17 protein-coding genes and 1 pseudogene are annotated in these 20,189 nt (G+C 51.7%); 11 read left to right on the plus strand and 7 right to left on the minus strand.

Annotated elements, in window-relative coordinates; all coding sequences use genetic code 11:
* Positions 1-87: pseudogene (locus ACYVI1_RS08750) on the plus strand (integrase core domain-containing protein); the annotation flags it as partial.
* A gap of 112 nt (positions 88-199) precedes the next feature.
* Here ACYVI1_RS08750 and ACYVI1_RS08755 read toward each other — a convergent pair.
* From ACYVI1_RS08755 to ACYVI1_RS08770, 4 genes are all read right to left on the minus strand, one after another.
* A complete protein-coding gene (locus ACYVI1_RS08755; RefSeq protein WP_460908941.1) occupies positions 200-631 on the minus strand; it encodes a hypothetical protein in 432 nt (143 codons plus the stop codon).
* A gap of 129 nt (positions 632-760) precedes the next feature.
* Positions 761-1,702: a DUF4145 domain-containing protein gene (locus ACYVI1_RS08760; protein WP_460908943.1), complete on the minus strand. Its 942-nt coding sequence runs from the start codon at positions 1,700-1,702 to the stop codon at positions 761-763.
* A 280-nt stretch (positions 1,703-1,982) separates the two neighbouring features.
* The gene (locus tag ACYVI1_RS08765; protein WP_460908946.1) at positions 1,983-2,666 is read right to left on the minus strand and encodes a response regulator transcription factor; all 684 of its coding nucleotides are present in this window, start codon (positions 2,664-2,666) and stop codon (positions 1,983-1,985) included.
* 4 nt (positions 2,667-2,670) lie between these two features.
* Positions 2,671-4,251, minus strand: coding sequence for a sensor histidine kinase (locus ACYVI1_RS08770; RefSeq protein ID WP_460908948.1), 1,581 nt, complete (start codon positions 4,249-4,251; stop codon positions 2,671-2,673).
* 208 nt (positions 4,252-4,459) lie between these two features.
* Here ACYVI1_RS08770 and ACYVI1_RS08775 point away from each other — a divergent pair, with 208 nt between their 5' ends.
* Both ACYVI1_RS08775 and ACYVI1_RS08780 read left to right on the plus strand, forming a co-directional pair.
* Positions 4,460-5,239 (plus strand): GLPGLI family protein, encoded by a 780-nt coding sequence (locus tag ACYVI1_RS08775; RefSeq protein WP_460908950.1) that lies wholly within the window; start codon positions 4,460-4,462, stop codon positions 5,237-5,239.
* 121 nt (positions 5,240-5,360) lie between these two features.
* A complete protein-coding gene (locus ACYVI1_RS08780) occupies positions 5,361-8,147 on the plus strand; it encodes an outer membrane beta-barrel protein (RefSeq protein WP_460908952.1) in 2,787 nt (928 codons plus the stop codon).
* 40 nt (positions 8,148-8,187) lie between these two features.
* Here ACYVI1_RS08780 and ACYVI1_RS08785 read toward each other — a convergent pair whose 3' ends face one another.
* Both ACYVI1_RS08785 and ACYVI1_RS08790 read right to left on the minus strand, forming a co-directional pair.
* Entirely contained in the window at positions 8,188-8,871 is a 684-nt protein-coding gene (locus ACYVI1_RS08785) for a hypothetical protein (protein WP_460908954.1), read from the minus strand.
* A gap of 59 nt (positions 8,872-8,930) precedes the next feature.
* Positions 8,931-10,208, minus strand: coding sequence for a THUMP-like domain-containing protein (locus tag ACYVI1_RS08790; protein WP_460908956.1), 1,278 nt, complete (start codon positions 10,206-10,208; stop codon positions 8,931-8,933).
* A 105-nt stretch (positions 10,209-10,313) separates the two neighbouring features.
* Here ACYVI1_RS08790 and ACYVI1_RS08795 point away from each other — a divergent pair, with 105 nt between their 5' ends.
* Complete coding sequence (locus tag ACYVI1_RS08795) at positions 10,314-11,951, plus strand: SulP family inorganic anion transporter (protein ID WP_460908958.1); 1,638 nt, start codon at positions 10,314-10,316, stop codon at positions 11,949-11,951.
* A gap of 3 nt (positions 11,952-11,954) precedes the next feature.
* A complete protein-coding gene (locus ACYVI1_RS08800) occupies positions 11,955-13,073 on the plus strand; it encodes a glycerate kinase (protein WP_460908960.1) in 1,119 nt (372 codons plus the stop codon).
* A gap of 47 nt (positions 13,074-13,120) precedes the next feature.
* On the opposite strand, the gene ACYVI1_RS08805 is transcribed toward ACYVI1_RS08800, so the two are convergent.
* Complete coding sequence (locus ACYVI1_RS08805; protein WP_460908963.1) at positions 13,121-13,567, minus strand: hypothetical protein; 447 nt, start codon at positions 13,565-13,567, stop codon at positions 13,121-13,123.
* A gap of 638 nt (positions 13,568-14,205) precedes the next feature.
* Between ACYVI1_RS08805 and ACYVI1_RS08810 the strand changes: the two genes are divergently transcribed.
* The 6 genes from ACYVI1_RS08810 to ACYVI1_RS08835 all read left to right on the plus strand — a co-directional run bounded on the left by ACYVI1_RS08810 (position 14,206) and on the right by ACYVI1_RS08835 (position 20,187).
* Positions 14,206-14,763 carry a deoxycytidylate deaminase gene (locus ACYVI1_RS08810; RefSeq protein WP_460908965.1) on the plus strand — a complete coding sequence of 186 codons (558 nt, stop codon included), beginning with the start codon at positions 14,206-14,208 and terminating at the stop codon, positions 14,761-14,763.
* Positions 14,760-15,365, plus strand: coding sequence for an acyl carrier protein phosphodiesterase (locus ACYVI1_RS08815; RefSeq protein WP_460908967.1), 606 nt, complete (start codon positions 14,760-14,762; stop codon positions 15,363-15,365). The genes ACYVI1_RS08810 and ACYVI1_RS08815 overlap by 4 nt, the downstream gene beginning before the upstream one ends.
* On the plus strand, positions 15,362-15,826 hold the full coding sequence (locus ACYVI1_RS08820) for a rhodanese-like domain-containing protein (protein WP_460908969.1): 465 nt from the start codon (positions 15,362-15,364) through the stop codon (positions 15,824-15,826). The genes ACYVI1_RS08815 and ACYVI1_RS08820 overlap by 4 nt, the downstream gene beginning before the upstream one ends.
* A gap of 122 nt (positions 15,827-15,948) precedes the next feature.
* The gene (holA, locus tag ACYVI1_RS08825; RefSeq protein WP_460908971.1) at positions 15,949-16,983 is read left to right on the plus strand and encodes a DNA polymerase III subunit delta; all 1,035 of its coding nucleotides are present in this window, start codon (positions 15,949-15,951) and stop codon (positions 16,981-16,983) included.
* Positions 16,984-17,189: 206 nt separating this feature from the next.
* Entirely contained in the window at positions 17,190-19,586 is a 2,397-nt protein-coding gene (locus ACYVI1_RS08830) for a TonB-dependent receptor (protein WP_460908973.1), read from the plus strand.
* 43 nt (positions 19,587-19,629) lie between these two features.
* Positions 19,630-20,187 carry a hypothetical protein gene (locus tag ACYVI1_RS08835; RefSeq protein WP_460908975.1) on the plus strand — a complete coding sequence of 186 codons (558 nt, stop codon included), beginning with the start codon at positions 19,630-19,632 and terminating at the stop codon, positions 20,185-20,187.
* The last annotated feature ends 2 nt before the right edge of the window (positions 20,188-20,189 follow it).

Consider the following 20,189-nt stretch of genomic DNA (forward strand, 5'->3'; position numbering starts at 1 on the left):
TTGGAGAATGGGTGGAGTATTATAACCACCAGCGCTATCATGAGTCCTTGGATAATGTCACGCCAGCCGATGCTTACTGGGGTCGTCAGCAGCATCTGTTAGCAGAACGCCGAAAAACTAAGCAGTTGTCGCTGCTGAAACGGCGGAAAAATCATATTTTTCAGAAATTGCAAAGCAGCTAAAAGTATCTCTTCTCTTTTCACCCGCATATGTCCACTTTTGGCTGACGACATACAGCATCAACTATTGAAGCAACACCATCCTGTTCTTCCAAAAAGCCTTCCGCAATGAACCGGTGGGGCCAGTTATTTAAAAATTTTTCAGCTAAAAAATTAAATGTATGATTAGCGGCATCCTGGGTATTGTAGAGCGATATAGCATACATTTTGCATACATGAGCATTTTTTACTTTTCGCTTTGTTCCCTTCCGTTCCCGATCAACCAGAACGGTTGGGCGAAAATCACGTTCCGTTAGTTTATTTGTTTCTACAAACCGATAAGCTGTGCCACTGCCTCCACTACAGTCATTGGGACAAGGAAGCGGCACATTATCCTCATCAATTAAGTGTTGATATTTGAGTGTGGTATCAAGCGTAGGAAGTTCGGATTTAGGTATAGACACTTCTTGCATAAAGTTATATAGTCTTGGTAAAAGAGGATGGCAAGCAACAATTAAGCTAAATCACTTATTTTGAGTCATAACATGGCTCTATGGTAATCATACACATGAAAAACCTTCCTAATCTCATACGTTAACCATTTAATTTGCTCTATTATTGACACTCAGATCAGCTACGCAATAAACTTGGCCGTCCACAAGAATTTCAATAAAAAATCTTTCAGGTAAATTTTTGGGGTTAGTTATAGTAAGTTCAGTTTCCCACCAGCGTGGATTGCCTGATCGACTCTTCACCTTCAAATTGCTTGGTTGTTGCACTTCGGGCAACAATGGACCACTTCGGGTGTTATAGAATTTGGCGGTGACATCTGGCACTGTTTCGCTATCATCAAGTTCAATTACGTGACTATATTTGCTTGCGTTACGGTAAGCTGAGGGCAATTTGATTTCTTTAGGTTGAATTACCTTTGTAGCTTTTGGCTTAGTCGCAGGGTCACTATTGGCAATGCCGCGTTTTACTTTAGCGGGTAAAACAAACAAGAACTCGCCGAGTGTTTTGGCAAATTCCAGACTCATTTTGGCATCAGCTATGGTCGGAAAGCCTACATTTTCATCAGCGTGACGCTGCCCGTTTGCCCCTAACCGTACCTGATGTGCCCACTCGCCCATTTCAGGGGTTAACAAGTGATCTACTATGGCCTTTTCAATTCGTATGTATAAACTACCGTCCTTGTATCCCTTTTCCTTTAGCATAGCATCTACGGCACTGGCAGATACTATAACCGATGCAATTGGAGTGGATGTACTCCGCATGGCCTCACCTAAGTAGGTTCTTACATTGTCAGGTAAGTTAATGTCTGGCGTTTCCGCATTAGGATAAATTTTTGAGACTTGATTGCCGGGTGGATAACCCATTGCTAATACAGATCCCCCACACCGCTTACAAATATATACACGCCATATTTTGGGTTCTTTCCCATTGTCATAGCTTGTCTTAAATGCGTACTCAACAATCATATTAGGATAATCCACCGAACAGTGAGGGCAGGTATCAATCTTTAAGTGCTCATCAAGTTCAATCATGGTGTGGTTTATAATTCAAGCAGTCAACGAAACAATATTGAAATATAGACAAAATCTTATTGCAATAATATAATAGCATTAAGTGGTAATTGTTGGATTTTGACCACTATTTGTACCTTACTGTAAATAACTTGCTGATTACCAGCATCAATTACTTTTAAGGAAGGCAACTGACCGTACTGAAACGCTTTATACGAACAGGCTCGCGTTTCTCAGCCATTCAAAAGCCATGATGGAAACGTACAGAACGCATTAATTACTGGTTCTGGCCGGATACGGCTTAGCTAATCAGCTTGTAGCCAATGCCCCGGATGTTGATAATCTGTACCGTTGGGTCGTCGCGCAGGTACCGCCGAAGCCGGGTGATGAACACATCCAGGCTTCGTCCATTGAAAAAGGAATCGTTGCCCCAGAGTTCGGTCAGCACGGCACTGCGCTCAAGCACCTGATTCCGTTGTTCGTACAGATGCCGGAGCAGTTCGGCCTCTCGGTGCGACAGCAGGGCTTCGTGGCCATCAAGCAGGAGCTTTTGCTTCGGTGGATCAAATAGATAACGGCCAATGGGCAGCAACGCCGATACCGTTGAGGCCGCTAACGAAACGGTTCTACGCCGAAGCAGGGCGTTTATCCGAACAATAAGTTCATCCAGACTAAACGGTTTTTTTAGGTAGTCGTTTCCACCCAGCTCAAAGCCGCGCACCACATCGGCCGTCTGCGAGCGGGCCGTCAGGAACATAATCGGCACGTCGGGATTTGCCTGACGAATGTGCTCAGCCAGGGTAAAGCCATCCATCTGCGGCAGCATCACATCGGCCACCACAATGTCGGGGTGCTGCCCGCGAAACAAGCTTAACCCCTCAGCGCCATCGGTGGCATAGAGCACCGTAAAGCCACGCACTTCCAGACTGTCGCGAACAATCATGCCGAGGGCTACTTCGTCTTCTATCAACAATACCGTTGCCATTGGTTCAGGATGCGGAATAAAGCGGATTGAGGTTAAGGCGAAACCGTTTGATGCCTGCCTGCCCCTCACCGCCCTGCTCAGGAATTAACAGGATGAATTCACTCCCCTCCCCCGGTTCGCTGACGACGTCGATGAGGCCGCCATGTTTTTCAATCACCTGCCGCGCGTAAGATAATCCCAGCCCGAAGCCTTTAACGGGGTGCAGGTTGCCGGTCGGTACCCGAAAAAAGCGGTCAAAGATGGCGCTCTGATAGGCCTTGGGAATACCAATGCCGTTGTCCTTAACAGACAGCCGCCAAACGTGTTCGTGCTTTCGGCTGGAAACGCGAATGACTACCGACTCCTGGGCATACTTGATGGCGTTGTCGATGAGGTTGTTGAGGGCATTGGCCATGTGGAAGCGATCGATCCAAACGGGTTCATCGACTGGGTCAACATCCACGTCAAACTCAACTGGTTTATCGAATTTCAGGTGGTAGTTACTCAGGATCTGATGAATCAACTCCGACGGCTTTATCCACTCCGGGTTGAGGGCCAGTTCTTTTTTCTCTTCGACCGCCAGTGTGAGCACCTTCTCGACCAAATCAGCCAATCGCTGTAAGTTAGTCTGCGAAATGGTTAGGTAGGTCTGGGTTCTCTGCGGGTCGCTCAGGGCACCAAAGTGCTGGAGAGCCTCAACGGCTGCCGTAACGGTTGCGATGGGTGTTTTCAACTCATGCGTCATGTTATTGATGAAGTCGTTTTTGACCTCCGACAGCTTTTTCTGACGTAGAATTGTCGCCAGCATGAACAGGAAACAGCCCGTTGTCAGCACCAGCAGCAGCACCGAGCTACCCAGCAACCAACTCATACGGCGCAGCAAATAAAACGTTGGGGTAGCGAATGAGGCCTGAGCAAAGCGGTTCTTTACGGGATTAAGCATCTCAGGCGTGGTTCGGAGCACATTGCCATCGGTATCAGTCGGCGTGGACCAGCCGCTCCGAAAAACAACTACGTTCCCCTGGGTTCGACGCGGGCGAATCGTCAGCGTATCCAGGCGAAAGGGAGCATCAATGGCGCGTCGGCGCAGCTCTTTCCCGTAAGCGATTCGCAATTTTTCCAGGTTGACATCGGCGCCATCGGCCCAATCGAGCAGTAACAGACTGGAGATTCGCCGGGCAAACGTATCGGCCATTAAAACGGGCCTGACAGCGGGCCGTTGCCGGGCATTATTCGTAACGACGATTCGCCCCGGTGGTTTAGCCGCCCGCAGCGTATCGATCCGTTTGTTGACGAACACCCGCGTTTCCACGCCCGAAGCCTCGCCCGGAGCCTCGTACCGCCGAACAATGATGTGCGAATTGGATTCGACTCGTGATGCCGCCTGAGGCCGGGTCGTCGCACCGGGAAGTTTTTTATCAAGCAACTGCCGGGCTTCGGCCATCTGTTGCTGCTGAAGTACGTGAAACAAGGCATCCTGCACCGTGCGGGTAAATTGTTGCTGGTTGAGCTGGTACGTCGTCCAGAGCCAGTAGCCCTGAAAGGCGTTGATGCCGACAATACAGGCGGTCATTAACCAGAAGATCGATCGGATGCGTCGGTTCATAAGCACTTGGGTATACCTGGATTCTGTGGATTTCCCTGATTCTGTAGATGCTATAGAACCGGGAGAATCCACAGAATCATTTCCTGAGCAAATCTACAGCGTTGACTGGGTCTTTCCAGACGCGTTAACACTGTTTAACACTATGTAGCAGTGTGTTACAAAAGTCTGCCTGACCTTTGGCTCGTCAAATCAAACCAAGCCGTTGTTTATGAAAACGCCCGTTCGTGTAGCCCTGCTTCTCTCGCTGCTCGCAGCCAATGCCCACCCAACGCTGGCCCAAACGTCTGGCCAGATTACCTACGAGGTTGTCCGAAAGATCGATCCGGCCAGTATGCGAATCGTCATTAATGGCGAGCCGGTTAAGCCGGGTGATCCCAACTTTCCGACCGACATACCCGATGCCCGTACCTTTGGTCAGAAAGTCCTGTTTACCGACAAGTATGCCAAAGAATCCCGTGACGAGCAAAATGCCGTTATTCAGACTATTAACGAGGGCGCTGCCCCCCGCACGACTAACGTAGGGCGCCCCTTCGAGGAACAGGTATTTGTCGACCTGGCCAATCAAAAAACCGTTACCCTGCTGACCATTGGCAAAGATAAAGACGCCCGGACCTACCGCGCCGAAACCCCTGTTCAACGCGCGAACGGCTGGCAGGTAACCGATCAAACCAAAAAGATCGCTGGCTATACCTGCCGTAAGGCAACGGTACCCTTCCATAAAGAAACGTATACGGTCTGGTACACGACTGACCTGCCCGTTACCTATTCACCCGTCCATGAACTAACCCCCGAAGCGGGCGTAGTGCTCCTGATTGAAAGCAGCCGGGAGCAATTCCGGGCAACCAAAGTAAAAACCTCCGCTATTCCGGCGAACGACGTTCACCCCAGTTCACTCGCCCAGATCGTTACGCCCGACCAGTTAGCCGACCTTCGCCAGAAAGCGCTCGCCGATTTTCGGCAACAACTGCAAATCGGCGAACGGAATTAAGTCGCACGGGTAACTGACCACCCCCTCCTGAAACCTACAGGATTAGCTTTTCAAAGGGGCTGGTCAGTTAGAAACAAAATTTATTGTTTAGGTGGCCCTGCCAACTAACGGCTTGCTTTCTATGAAACGATTATTCATTTTTCTTATTCTTGCTATCTCTCTGATTCAAAGCGGATTAGCGCAGTCTATAGTTGCAAATGCCGACATTGTGGGAACTGTGCTCGATTCGGCGAGTGGCAAGCCGTTGCGAATGGCCTCCGTTTCGTTGTTAACCGACCGCGACTCAGGTTATGTCAACGCAACCATAACCGACGGCGACGGGCGGTTTCGGCTGCGGAGTATAGCTGCGGGCCGCTATCGGTTGCTGGTAACGTTTGTGGGGTACCGGAATGCGTCTCGACTCGTCACCGTTGGCCGGCAAACAGCCACAGATGCCGGAACAATCCGCCTGACCGAGCAGGCGAACACGCTCAGGGAAGTTGTCGTTACTCAGGAACAGGCACCCGTTACCATTAAGCAGGACACGCTGGAATTCAACGCCGGTTCGTTTAAGACCCAACCCAACGCGCAGGTAGAGGAACTGCTCCGGAAACTGCCGGGCGTTGAGGTAACCCGCGACGGAACGATACGAGCCCAGGGCCAGGCCGTTAGTCGGGTGCTGGTTGACGGAAAGCCTTTTTTCGGCGATGACCCGAAAATGGCCACCCGCAACCTGCCCGCCGATATTATCGATAAAGTACAGCTATACGACCAGTCGTCCGATCAAGCGCAGTTCTCAGGTATCGACGATGGTAACCGGGAGCGCACCATCAACCTAACCATCAAACGCGACAAGCGGAAAGGCTATTTTGGTCAGAATTCCATTGGCGCAGGTACTGATCGCGACGGTGGCCTGCAACGCTACCAGGGTCGGCTTAACGTAAACCGATTCAACGACGGCCGGCAGTTGTCAATTATTGGCCAGGCGAATAACCTCAACCAGCAGAATTTCACCTTAGCCGACCGGGGCAATCCCGAACCAGGCGGATCAGGCGGGCCTGTGCTGGTGGGTGGGCCGGGTGGCGATGGGGGCGGGGCATCCCGACCAAATAGTAATCGAACTCCCGGCAACATCGTCGAAATAAAAGCGGCAGGCATCAACTATCGGGATAAAGCAGGTAAACGGGCCGAGGTGGCCACGAGCTATTTTAGTAATCAGGCCATCACCACTACTGATCAGCAAAGTCGTCGCGAGACAATCCTGCCAAACCGGTCGTTCTTTACCGATCAACGCATTTATTCGCAGAATCGCCAAACGAGTCACCGATTCAATGGCCGACTTGACTGGCAGCTCGACTCGCTGACCAGCCTGCGCCTGTCGCCCAGTCTGTCGTGGCAAACCACGGGATTCGATAGCCGAAACACCAGCCGATCCTTCCTGCCCGCCGGGCAACTACTCAACACCGGCGATACCCACTATGGCGCAACGGGCAACGGATTCAACGGCTATAACAACCTGTTACTCATGCGTAAATTCCGTCGGGAAGGGCGTTCCGTTTCGGCGAACCTGAACACCCTGGTAAGCGATGGGCCAACCAATGCCCTGAATCAGTCAGCCAATGCGTTTTATGAGTCAACGGGCCTGGATACCCTGACGATGAGTCGGTTAAACCAACGCAGCCGGCAAGCTGGCTACTCGTTCCAGAACACGCTGACGGTATCATTCACCGAGCCACTATCCCTGAATCAGAAACTGGAGTTTCGGTATGCGTATGCCACCACCCGCAACCGGGCCGAGCGGGATGTTGTCGATGCCAGCGAAGCCACCGGAGTCTACGACCGCCCAAATGCAGCCTTGAGTACTGGCTTTGGCAGCCTTTTTGCCACCCACCGGGTAGGGACGACCTTCCAAACACGCTGGTTGCGGTATAGTTACGCACTGGGTTTCGATCTGCAGCAGGCCGAGCTTCAGGTAGATAACCGGTCGGCGGATACGAGTCTGACCAGCCGGTATATGAACGTGCTGCCGAATGCGCTTTTCAGCTACACATTTTCCGGAAATCGCAGCCTGCGGATGCAGTACCGAACCCGGCTGAGTCCGCCATCGATAACGCAGTTGCAGCCACTCGTGGATAATATGAATCCGTTATACGTCCGGGTTGGCAATCCCGCGCTTCGGCCCGAGTACTATAATTCCCTGACAATGACCTACAATGGGTCGAATGGCGTGGGTGGCAACAGCCTGTTTCTAATTGCCAGCCTGAACCAGAGCGACACCCGAATCAGCACCGCAACGACGATCAATAGCGCTGGTGTTCAAACCGTTCGACCCATCAACAGCACGGGCTACTGGTCAGCAAGCGGTTTCCTGTCGGTGGGTCGAACAATTCCGTCGATTAAACTGGGCATCAACCTGCTAACGAACGCAGGCATAAGCCGGTCCGTCAGCCTGATCAATGATCAGCTGAATGAGTCGAAAAGCGTTATTCTGGGCCAGGAAGTACGCCTGCAATCATCGTATAACGGCAAATTCGATTATGGCATCAGCGGAAATATGAGCTACCAAACGGCTGCCTATTCGCTTTTGTCACGCCAAAACACCACGTTCTGGTCGCAGTACGCTACCGCCGATATAAACTGGCAGCTTCCGTTCAATTTCCTGTTGACGAGCGATCTGACCTATACCGCTACCACCGGCCGAACAGCGGGTTATAATCAGCAGTTTACGCTCTGGAACATAGCCCTGGCGCGGCAATTTTTGAAAGGCAAACAAGGCGAAGTGCGCGTTTCGGTTTTCGATTTGCTGAATCAGAATCGCAGCTTAGTTCGCAATACGGCAGATTCATACGTAGAAGATGTACAGAGCCGGGTCGTAAAGCGTTACTTTATGGTCAGCCTCGTTTATAACCTGCGAAAATTTGGGGTGTAACCCCCTTCAGCCAGCACTCGTCTTTTGGCGAAGCACTGATTTAATTACTTTTCTTCGACTTCACCGCTTCAACGTTCTTTTTGCGGCTTTCCAGTTCGGTGAGGGCCGTTTCCTGGTCAGTCTTGTTGGTTTCGATGTCTTTCTGGAGTTGCTCCAATTCTTTGGTGTTGTCGTCAATGCGTTTCAGAAGCCGTTCTTTTTCTTTGGCATTCTGCTCAATCGACCGCTGGAGTTGTTCCCCTTTACGGACCATTTTCTGGTGGTTCTTCTGCGCTTCGTCGAAGCCCCCCTCGGCTAGTTTTACCTCCTGCCCATAGAGCGAATTGTCGGCAAAGCTTTTGAGCAAACCTTCCGCTGCCGAATAACCGCTTCCACCGGGCGTCACGAAGTTGCCGCTGCCGAGGTCGAAGGCGGCAAAAATAGTAGCCGACGTGCGCGACGATTTTACCGTACTGACTAAGTTAACCGGCTCTGAGGAAATGGCCGAAATGTCGGCGTTGGGAATGCGGTATGTTCCGCGCGAGGCCGTCATTCGACCGTATTTCTGAAGTTGTGTTTCCCAGTCTTTCTCAATCTGTTTGCCATCGCCCTGAATCGTCAGGTAAAGGCCCGGCAACTTAGCTTTGTCGACGGTGCTTTCACCCGCATAAACAGTTTGAGCGAAGGTCGATGTTGAGAGAGTTAACAGACAATAAATCAGGATGTAAGCGAATGTGTTTTTCATGGTTGTGTTCAGTTTGTTCGGCTGAATGGCCGAATTATAGTGACTCTATCGAACTGGATTTACTCAACTTTTTTGGTAATTAACAATCGTTTGTCGCCAGTATACAGCGTTGTTGCCAGAATATAAACAGACCCCCCTTCGCGCAACGATAATTTTTTACGTAACTCGGCCACTGTCTGCGGGAAATTACGCACGGTAAGGTTGGCTTTAAGTTCCGGTAGAACCAGTTTAAGGGCTTTTGCATCAGGTTTGATTACCTCCTGTACCTTGAAAATACGGCCTGGGAAATTGATTTTTAAGTCATTACTGGTGTAAAGGTGACTGTTTGGCGCCAGTTTGTCCAACCCAAATCGTGCTGCTGTCAGCCGAAAAGCGCCTGCCTTTAGCACAGCCGCATTCGGTTCATAAATATAGTCCTGAACGGCTGCATATGTAACGTCTGCATTTCGTTCATCCTGCCATCGAAACCGCATGGTAATCGGTCCGTCTGGTAGTAAGTTAACACTGTTAACCGCTATATCTTCTTTTGCAACTCTCTGATTGCCAATAATAAACAAAATCTCCTTCACTTCGTTCTGCACGGCTACTATATGCACCGCTTCGATGGCCTCGCTTAGCTGTCGGACGGACAAGTCGAGGTCAAGTAACGGAGAAACCTTTACTAAAATTTTGGGTGCTCGCTGCAGGAGTGTTCTGAGGAGGTCAGGATTTGATATATCCGGCTCGCAATCGGTTAGCCGAACCACCCGACCGCCCTGGTCATTACGCCGGTGGGGGTCCAGATAGATCCAGTCAGCAGGTGTATTGGGCAAGGGTGATCTGGCCGCCAGCGCGTTGGCGCTTTCGAGCAGACCAACCCCATCGCCAACATAAACCTGCACATTTTCGAGACCCAGCAACGGCAGGTTATGAGCCGCCAGGGTAGCCAGATCCGGTTGCCGATCCAGATACACGACCTGCTCGATCCGATGGGCAAACGCCCACGTATCGACGCCCATACCGCCCGTCAGGTCGAGGAGCAGCCGACCCGCCACAAGCGATGCTTTATAGCGGGCTGTCTGCTCCGACGAAGCCTGCTCCACCGACAGCGCGGGCGGGAATACCAATTGAGCATTTGCGTACCAGATTGGTAATTTCTCCCGCGCTTTCTGGCGGGCTGAAATTTGAGCCGCCAGTTTTTTTATGTCGACGCCCGCCAGTTCAGCATTGCCCCGCCGGGGTTCTCCCGTCCGGTCGAACTCACGACGAGCCGGATGAGCACGCAGCAGCAGCGACTGGACATCATCGGCCAGATGAGCCTGAATAAACCTCTGCTCGGATGGAGAAAGTGTTATCAATGAATAGGTTAACTATTTTTTTAAATCTCTTTTTAATTTTGTGCAACCCGGAATGGGGTATCAGCGTTCCAAAACCAGACAAGTAAGGACCAACACTAAACGTTTATGAAACGAGTCAGCCCATTGCGTACACTTCTAACGTACAAATCAGGATACCTACGCCAGGATCTCCCCGCCAGTCTATCCGTTTTTTTAGTGGCCCTGCCGCTCTGTCTGGGCATTGCTCTGGCATCGGGCGCCCCCTTGTTTTCAGGACTTGTGGCGGGTATAATTGGCGGCATCGTAGTCGGATTTCTATCGGGTTCTGACGTTAGCGTGAGCGGACCGGCTGCTGGTCTGGCGGTTATCGTTGCCGATGCCATCACAAAAATAGGGTCTTACGAAGCATTTCTGGTAGCGGTTATGCTGGCAGGAGCAATTCAACTTATTCTGGGCCTTATCAAAGCCGGTAAGTTTAGCAGTTTCTTTCCCGACAGCGTAATTAAAGGCATGCTTGTTGCCATTGGTATCGTCATTGTTTTAAAACAGATACCCCACGCATTAGGTCGCGACAATGACTACGAAGGCGAATTTGAGTTTTCGCAGTTAGCCGATGGCGAAAATACGATTTCTGAAATTTACCGGGCTATCGAAACGGCCAGTACCGGTGCGGTCATCATCAGCTTCGCTTCGCTGGCCTTTCTCATTGGCTGGGATCGATTAGTCAAAAGCAGCACCCGCACATTCGTTAAAAACTTTCCTTCGGCGTTGGTCGTCGTCGTGCTGGGCGTGGCGCTCAACGAGTTTTTTCGGGTAGCGATGCCCGACTGGTACTTAGGCGACACGGCCCATCAGCACATGGTGCAGATTCCGACCGTTGCAGTGGGTAAAAGCTTATTTTCTATTTTCGACTTTCCCGATTTCAGTTACCTAAGTAATCCGCAGATATACATTACGGGAGCCACCATCGCCATTGTGGCCAGCCTGGAGACCCTGTTAAATCTCGAAGCATCTGACCGGCTCGACTCAGCCAAGCGGGTGTCGTCAACCAATCAGGAGCTAATGGCACAGGGTGTTGGCAACATGCTGTCGGGCATGATTGGCGGTCTGCCCGTTACGTCGGTGGTGGTGCGAACATCGGCGAACGTGTATGGTGGAGCACGGACCCGGCTGTCGGCCATACTGCACGGCGTTTTTCTATTTACGGCTGTCTTTCTGGGTGGTCCGCTGCTCAATCTGATTCCGTTATCCTGCCTGGCGGCTGTGCTGATTATGGTTGGTTATAAATTAGCCAGACCAGCTATTTTCAGGAAAACCTACCGTGACGGCTGGAGCCAGTTTGTTCCGTTCATTGTAACCGTTCTGGGCATTATTTTTACCGACCTGCTGGTTGGAATTGCCCTCGGCTCGGTTGTGGGTATCATCTACGTGCTCTATACGAACGTTCAATCGACGTTTCATGTCACCCGCAATGGGCATAAGGTGCTCATTGAGTTTGATAAAGATTTGTATTTTCTGAGCAAACCCCAGCTTAAGGAAACCTTAGGTTCACTCCAGCCTGGCGACGACGTGGTCATCGACGGCAGCAAGGCTGGCTTCATTGACGATGATATCTATAACATGCTGCACGATTTCCGCGAAACGGCTAAGGTTCAGGGTATTAACTACGAGTTGCGCGAGGTGCGGCTGCGTCGGCGGAAGCGTAAACGGAAAGAAGATGGGGGGACGTTGATGAGCGAGTCGATGGCCGATCCTCATCAGTAGCGGATGAAAATTCTTTTGGCGCCCGACAAGTTTAAAGGGTCACTAACGGCAATAGACGTGTGTGCCGCCATGACGGAGGGCATCCGGCTGGCTCAGCCACTGGCTGAAATTCTTACTGTGCCTATGGCCGACGGGGGCGAAGGGACCGCCGAGGTACTGACCTCTGCAACAACCGGCGTTTGGCACACCTGCCGCGTTCAGGATCCGCTGGGCCGACCGGTCAGGGCGGGGTACGGTATCTCAGGCGATGGCAAAACCGCCTTCATCGAGATGGCACAAGCCTCGGGGTTGCGGTTGCTTGAACCGTCGGAATACGACCCATTCCGGGCCAATACCTTCGGCACCGGTGAGTTAATCAGCCAGGCGATTGGTCAGGGGGTTGAGCGCATCGTGCTGGGCATTGGCGGCAGCGCAACCAACGACGCCGGAACGGGCATGGCAGCCGCTTTAGGCTGGCGTTTCTTCGATAAAGCAGGGATTGAACTGCGGCCCTGTGGTGGTAATCTGGGCCAGATTGACCTGATTAGTCCACCCGATTCACGCTGGAACGGGCGGATAGACGTAGCCTGTGATGTGACAAATCCGCTCATTGGGCCGCTGGGTGCCACCGCTATCTACGGCCCCCAGAAAGGGGCACAACCCAACGATTTGCCTATTCTGGATGCCCACATGAGGCACTGGGCCGAGCGAGTCAATCAACAGTTTGGCGTTGATTTGGCGATGAAGCCGGGTGCGGGCGCTGCCGGTGGCCTGGGAGCCGGGGCAATTCTGTTTTTAAACGGCCACCTGACCGAAGGTGTCAACCTGCTCATTCAGTACACGGATTTGGCCCGGAAAATGGTAGGTGCCGACCTTGTGCTCACGGGCGAGGGGCGGATTGATAACCAGACGTTGCAGGGTAAACTCATTGCAGGCATTACTCAACTGGCTCAGCAGCAGCATATTCCGGTGGTGGCGCTCTGTGGTTCATTGCAACTTTCGCCCGAAGACCTGCTGGCATTAGGACTAACCAGCGCCTTCTCCATCGTGCCTGGCCCGGCCAGTCTGGACGACGCCCTCACAAATGCCGCCCAGTATTTGAAACGGGCTACGTTTCAGGTAATCCAATTGTTGACGTTGTGATGTTTAGCAGAGGGAACTTAAAATAGCTGTTTAGTTGAGCGGCAGCGCTACTTTGTCGCTCGTTTATAGGTTTCAACAATCACCCGGTCAATGCCAAGCTTATCAACTTTTTCAATGCCCTGTTGAATAAGTGTATCCCCGGTAATTTTAACAGCAAACTGGAATGTGTGATTTTCCCAGGCTTTATCCGTAAAGTAGTCTAAATGCTCCGTGTAAATACTATCGACCAACGTATAAACCCCTCCGCCCGCAGAGAATGGAGCGGTAGTTGTGTCTTTACGTATGGTATGATTTAAAAAAGCGAAATGAGTTGAATTAATAATTTTGATCATTTTCCGGCTCGGATCAAACGTAGAAAAAGTCGTGTCTTTTTCGGTCGTTGTTGCCGAGATCAATTCCCAGGTGCCAATTAGTGGCACCTGAGTTTGTTGTTTAGTGCAACCATAGGCACTACAGAGTACCACAATCCATATACGGGTTATGTTAGCTTTCATAGTTTTAAGTTATACAGCTCAAAATTATAATTTTATCCCCCGAATTAAGACTGACGCCTTAATGGATCGCTCTTTAAGGTGCAGAAACTTCTTACGTTCTTCGTCCTGTTTGAAGTTCTCAAAATCTTGCTCCGAGTCAAATTCTACGAGGTGTATTTCGTAGGGTTTGTCAGTGTGGTATTCGATGAACGAGGCATCCGTGGGCCGCACCCTCAGCAAAAGTTTCCCGTTATATTTTGCGATTGTTGGAATAGCAATGTCTTCAAATTGATGAAATACAGGCTCCTGGCCTTCTTTAATATAAATTAACTGAGTTATGTAGATCATCCCTTTGTATAAATTTAAACTTGCTGTCACGTCTGCCAACCGAAACAGACTCACCATCTTTGTTTACAGGCCATACTACTTGTACACGAATGAAACGGACCTTTCTCGAAAAGCTAAACGATATCTTACCGATTCGGCTACTGTTTCCTATGTGAGCCAAAGAAAGGTGATGTGGGGCTGTTCTGCAAGCATCTTTTTTAGTATTTCGATGAACAGGGACGGGATGTAGGTAAATTGCATGAATAGTTGTTGTTCCGTTCTCTTTTTCATCAACTGTGTGAAAAGCCCTGAAATTTCCGGTAGTTTGTAGCATGGATAGGAAAGATGCCACGCGACAAACTAAAGAAACGCTTGTTTCTCAAACCCGCCCTCACTTCGATGACATTTTCATGGACCTGGCTGTGAACCTGGCCAAGCGGTCGCACTGCATCAGGGCGCAGGTGGGGGCAGTACTGACCCGCGACACCCGAATCATTTCTATTGGCTACAATGGCCCCCCGGCGGGGACGCATAACTGCGACGAAGAATTTCCCGACGTCGGCTGCCCCCGTGACTCCAAAGGCTCGTGTTCGCTGGCCCTGCATGCTGAGCAAAATGCGATTCTGTATGCCGCCAAGAATGGCTCCGAAATTGAAGGGTCTACTATCTACGTCACGCTGTCACCCTGCATTGCCTGCGCCCGGATTATTTACAGCATGAAAATCGCCCGTGTCGTTTACCTGAATTCCTACGCTGAATACAAAGGCATTGGGTCCGACGAGGGCGTCGACTTTCTGCGCCGGTTTGGCGTGACCGTCGAGCGATATGGCGAAGCAAGTTCCAGCGCCACCTTACGTTCGGAGCCTGCGATAGCGAACAACGTGCCATGAACATTCTGGCACACGCCTATCTGTCGAATCGGCATCCCGATTTACTAATCGGCAACTTTATCGGCGATTTTATTAAGGGCGACCCGGCCGGCCCGCGCCATAACCTGACACCGGGCGTTGTGGCGGGCGTTCGACTGCACCGGGCCATCGACACCTTCACCGACGCGCACCCCGACGTAGCCGCCGTGCGCGATTTGCTGCATCCGCGTTGCCATAAATACGCCGGGGCCGCCGTCGATATTTTTTTTGACTATTTTCTGGCTGTTGATTTTACCCGGCTTGCGGGCCAATCCCTATCCGAATTTGTTTCTTTTTTCTACCAGACCATTCGGGAAAATGCGCTGCATCTGCCACCGGCTGCCAACCGCATGGCCGATTACATGATTCGACAGGACTGGCTTACGAATTATCAGTTTGTCGACGGCATTGACCGGTCGCTGAAAGGCGTTGCCCGCCGAACCGCCTATCCGTCGGGATTAGAGACAGCCATTGAGGATTTTAAGCAGTATTACAACCAGATTGCCGGGCATTTCGCGTATTTTTGGCCTGCGTTAGTCGAACATTGTCAACCCATACGCACATCGCTGCTCAGTACTTTATGAACGCTCAACGAACTCATTTCTCACTCGCCCACATCGGTGCACCCATAGTAGTCCTGCTTTTTTGTGTACTTGTCGTCCAGGTTGGCTGGAAAACTGCCGAACCCTGGCGCCCCGACCAACTGCTCGAACCGGCTGACCTGGCCGCAACCATTACCAGTTCCAAAGCCCATAGGCCCCTGATCATCAGCATTGGACCAGCGGCTACCATAAAGTCCTCCATTGAGATTGGGCCGGGTGGTGAAGCCGCCAACCTGGCAAAATTGGAGAAACTCCTGAGCAACGAGCCAAAAGACCGCGCTATTGTGATTTACTGCGGTTGCTGCCCGTTTAAAAATTGCCCGAATGTCCGCCCGGCCTTTACCAAACTCAACGAGCTGGGGTTCACCAACCACAAACTCCTGAATCTGGCCAAAAACCTGAAAACCGATTGGCTGGATAAAGGGTATCCGGTGGCGGAGTAAGTTGTTGTGTAACGTGTCAGCCGGGCCACCGGAGGAGTTCAACGGTTGCCTTCTGGTACGTTGAACCCCTCCGGTGGCCCGGCTGACACCTGAAACGTTGAACCTGAAACCTGAAAGCTGTTTTGATTCCTGCCGTTGACGCCCTGCTGAAAGACATCCGTAACAAACGGATTGCGCCCGTTTATCTCCTTCACGGCGATGAGCCGTATTACCTCGATCGCGTTGCCGACGAACTCGAAAAAGTAGCCGTGCCCGTTGCCGAGCGCGGTTTTAACCAGTTTGTCCTTTTCGGGAAAGATGCCGATGTGGGGGTCGTTATCAACTACGCCCGTCGCTACCCGTTCATGGCCGAACGGCAGTTGGTGCTGGTCAAAGAAGCTCAGCAACTGAACGGCATTGCCGACAAGTCAGCGCAAACGCTGCTCGAAGATTATGCCCTGAACCCATTGGCCAGCACCATTCTGATGCTGTGCTTTGTGAAAGAAGATGGGAAGCCCGGCCTCGACGAACGGAAATCGTGGGTGAAAGCCTTCGGCGCCAAAGGTAAACTGCTGGGTGTTAAGAAATTGTATGACAATAAAATTCCGGATTGGGTAGGGGAGTACTGCCGCGAACAGGGCGCCAAAGTTAGCCCCAAAGCTTGCCAATTGCTGGCCGATCACATCGGCAACGACCTGAAACGGCTGGCGGGTGAGATTGATAAAATCCTGATTAACCTGCACGTCGGCGAAGAAATTTCGGCGGCAACGGTGGAGCGATTAGTGGGCATCAGCAAAGAATACAACGTGTTTGAACTCCAAAAAGCCCTCGTACAGCGCGATGTGGCGAAGGCCAACCAGATTGTCGACTATTTCGGACGTAACCCGAAAGACAACCCATTGGTGGTTATTCTGGCGCAGTTGTTTGGGTATTTCAGCAAAGTGCTGCTGGTGCAGGCGTCTAAAGAGCAAACCGATAAGGTACTGGCCCCGCTGCTGGGGGTCAATCCGTTTTTTGTGAAAGATTACCTGTCTGCCGCCCGCACGTTTCCACTGCCTAAAGTAGCCGCTATCATCCATGCCATCCGCCGGGCTGATGCCCAAAGCAAAGGCATCGACGCGCCCACGATGAGCGAGAGCGACATTCTGCGGGAACTGGTTTTCGACGTCCTGCATTGACCGACTACCATTCGGTTGTAACCAAAGCCGCTGACTGCCAGCGGCTTTTTGCGTTTGAAAGCGGGCCTGCTTTGCTTTTGCTGTAAAAAAAAGACCAGGTAAGGCGCTTAAAATTGCGTAATGACTCTTATTTTTCTAATATTGCAACAATGTTGCATAAATTCAGTTTTGTTAGTAGGCAAAGCTGATGTAAGGCAGTAGTACGAATGACGAATTATCAAAAAATCTGTTTGCTGGGCTGGCTTTTTCTCAACGGACTCTCGTTGAGTCGGGCACAGTCAACGGGATGTTCCACCATCCTTAAAGGTCGGGTTCTTGGGCAGGATACCCGCGAACCGTTAGCCGGAGCAACGGTATATATACGCGAATTAAACACCGGGACTGTTGCTGATACCGCTGGTTTTTTTCAATTTTCAGGCGTCTGTTCTGGTAAGTATATACTTGATTATCAGTTTGTTGCCTATAAAATGCTCGGTGTGCCAATTACACTAACCACAAATACCATCACCACGCTTGCTCCTGTCTACTTAACGTCGGATAGTCAACTCCTGCCGGAAGTAGCCGTAACCGAACATCGTTCCGAAGCCCAGCAGTTGCTCCAGACGCAAAGCAGCTTATCCGGTGCCGCCCTCGACCAAACGCGCGGCCAGTCGCTGGGGGAGAGTTTAAAAACAATCACCGGCCTTTATTCGATCCAAACCGGCCCCAGTGTGTCGAAGCCCGTTATTCATGGGCTGTACAGCAACCGGATTATCATCCTGAATAACGGAATCCGGCAGGAAGACCAGCAATGGGGAACCGAACATGCGCCACAGGTTGATCAGTTTCTGGCTTCCCGGCTGACTGTTATTAAGGGGGCAGCCAGCATCCGGTACGGTTCGGATGCCATTGGCGGGGTGATTCTGGTAGAGCCTAAGGCGATGCCCAATCAGCCGGGCGTGACGGGTGAGGTAAACGTAGTTGGGGCAACCAATGGCGGTATGGGCGTGGCATCGGCTATGCTGGAAGGCGCTTTTGGAAAGAAATTTACTGGATTGAGCTGGCGGCTGCAGGGAACATTGAAACGGTCGGGCTACGTCCGAACGCCCAATTACTTTCTGGAAAACACCAGTTACCACGAGAATTCTATTTCGGGCGATGTGCATTATGACCACCAAAATTGGGGCGCTGAGGTATTTTATAGCCAGTTTGATACCAAAGTGGGCCTGTTCACGGGGGCGCAGGTAGGTAGTTTAGCTGATCTGTATACGGCCATTAACCGACCCGAACCCCTTTTCCAGCCCGGCTTCTCCTACGACCTGGGGCGACCCTATCAGGCAGTCCGGCACGACCTGCTGAAACTTCGGAGCTATTACCACGGCAGCCGGGGTGGCACGCTGACGGCTACGTTTGCCCGCCAGCAAAACACCCGCCGGGAATACGATTTTGTATCGTTCAGTGGCATCACCACCCCCGAATTGTACCTGAAATTAGTGACTCAAACCGCCGATTTAGTGTGGGAACACCGTCCCGTCAAAACCTCCGCAGGCGGAAATTGGTCGGGTAGCCTGGGGTTTAACGGAATCACCCAGGGCAATGTGCGTCAATATCTGTTTCTGATTCCGAACCTCCGAACCTTTGGAGCGGGGTTGTTCGCAATTGAACGGTACGCGGTTGACCGATGGACGCTGGAAGCGGGGGTGCGCTACGACTATCGCTGGCTTCGGGCGTACTTTCTCGACGAAGCGTCGAAGCAGCCGTATGCTGAAACCCACAACTGGCAAAACGTAAACGGGTCAGTGGGTGTGGCGTATCAGCTCCGGCCCACCCTAACTCTGACGACCAACCTAAGCACAGCCTGGCGGGCACCCAACATTGCCGAGCTGTATGCCAACGGGTTGCACCAGAGCGCAGTAGCTTACGAACGGGGTAATCCGAACCTCCGGCCCGAACAGGCCTATACGGGCAACCTGGTGCTGGCCTATGCGGGCAAACGGCTTAGCGGAGAGGTGGGCTTCTATAGCAATCGCATCGACAATTACATCTACCTCAAGCCCGACTCGGTTCCCATTGTCCGGCAGCGGGGTGCGTTTCCTGCCTATAGTTATTCGCAGGTGCGGGCTACCTTTCGGGGCGTCGATGCAACGCTGACGTACAAATTTACGGACCGGTTATCGCTCACCACCAAAAATTCGCTGCTGTTCGCCTACAATCATACCGACCACCAGTACGTAGTTTCTACGCCCCCCAACCGCTCCGACAACAGGTTGCGCTACGACTGGGCAAAGTGGGGAAAACTGTCGAATGTGTACGTGTCGGTGAATGGCTTGTATGTGGCCCGGCAAAATCGGGCGCCCGCCGTCACGAATCGGCAGGAAAACGGGCAGATCATCTTTACCGGCGATTTTGCATCACCGCCACCGGCCTACTTCCTGCTTGGAGCTGAATTGGGTTTTACCGCACAGGTGGGCAGGCACCCGCTGAGTGTAGTGTTGAGTGGCACCAATCTGGGAAATACGGCCTACCGCGATTACCTGAATCGGTTTCGCTACTTCGCCGATGAGCCGGGGCGCAACCTCATGCTGAAACTCAGGCTACCGCTGTCCTTCAGCAAGCAATCGTAATTTACTCAGTAACAACCTGTTTCACGTTCTAAATTCTACGGCTATGCGCTTTCTCAAACAACAGATTCTGTGGCTAACGGGGCTAAGCTTACTGGCTGGCTCCTGTAAAAAAGAAGAACAAAACGTTGCACCAACCGATGATAATGAAACAATTACGACTGCTACCCTGACACTCACCAATAAGGCCGCGCCAACGGAAATTGTGACGGCAAGTATTGAGAACCTGAACACGACCGCCAACTTTAGCAAAGCCGTCCTGAATGTAAAGGCAAATGCGACCTATACGGGCGTCCTGACCCTGCTCGACAAGACCAAAACGCCTGTACTTGATGTGTCGGAAGCAGTGAAAGGGGAAGCCAATGAACACCTGGTTGTGTACACGCCCACGCCCGCGAACCTGCTGACGGTTACAAGTACTGATCAAGATACCAACCCGGCGCCGGGGCCGTATCCGTTGGGATTAACCACCGAATGGAAGACCGGGCCAGCCGGGTCGGGCAACCTGAAGGTGGTGTTGCGGCATCAGCCCAACGTGAAAAACGGTAAGCCAGCGCCCGGAACGTCCGATTTGGATACGGATTTTACCGTAGTGGTCAGGTAATG

It is taken from the genome of Spirosoma areae, from assembly GCF_054781775.1.